The sequence below is a fragment of the Arhodomonas sp. KWT genome, assembly GCF_010993615.1.
In genome coordinates this window covers 1-695 of the sequence record NZ_WNXE01000891.1, presented here as the reverse complement: position 1 = coordinate 695, position 695 = coordinate 1, and the positions used below count along the sequence as shown (strand labels likewise).

At 69.9% G+C, this 695-nt stretch carries 1 protein-coding gene and 1 pseudogene; both read left to right on the top strand.

Annotated elements, in window-relative coordinates:
- Nucleotides 1-327, top strand: a pseudogene (locus G7A99_RS23105) (S-methyl-5-thioribose-1-phosphate isomerase); the annotation flags it as partial.
- 35 nt (nt 328-362) lie between these two features.
- Nucleotides 363-695 (top strand): peptidylprolyl isomerase (locus G7A99_RS23100; RefSeq protein ID WP_205600025.1); only part of this gene is annotated, 333 nt, incomplete at its 3' end.

Sequence of the window (695 nt, the reverse complement as noted above, 5' to 3'; positions counted from 1 at the left end):
GTCAGCGCCAACGGCGATGTCGCCAACAAGATCGGCACCTACCCGCTGGCGCTCGCCGCGCGGGCGCTGGGGGTCGGCTTCATGGTGGTTGCGCCGTTCTCCACCCTGGATTACGCCACCGCCAGCGGTGCCGACATCCCCATCGAGTACCGCGACGCGGAGGAGGTGCTGTCCGTCGCCGGCCAGCGCATCGCGGCCCCGGGCGCGGGCGCCTGGAATCCGGTGTTTGATGTTACCCCGGCGTCGCTGGTGGACGTGCTCGTCACCGAGCGCGGCGTGGTCGAGCGCCCGGACCCCCACGGACTGGCCGGCCTCGCCCGGGACTGAGTGCGGCCCCTGAACTACCGATCCAAGGAGAAACGATGAAGAACGCACTGCTCACCCTCGCCCTGGCCGGCATGGTCGGCACGGCGTCCGCGGCCCCGCAGCCCGAGGTGGTGTTTCACACCAACCGGGGTGACATCCGGATCGCGCTGTATGCCGAGCGGGCGCCGGTGACCGTGGAGAACTTCCTCGCCTACGTGGACGCCGGCTTCTACGACGGCACGATCTTCCACCGGGTCATCCCCGGGTTCGTGATCCAGGGCGGCGGGTTCACCGAGGAAATGCAGCGCAAGCCGACCCGCGAGCCCATCGAGAACGAGGCGGACAACGGGCTCGACAACGAGCGCGGCACGCTGTCGATGGCGCGCACC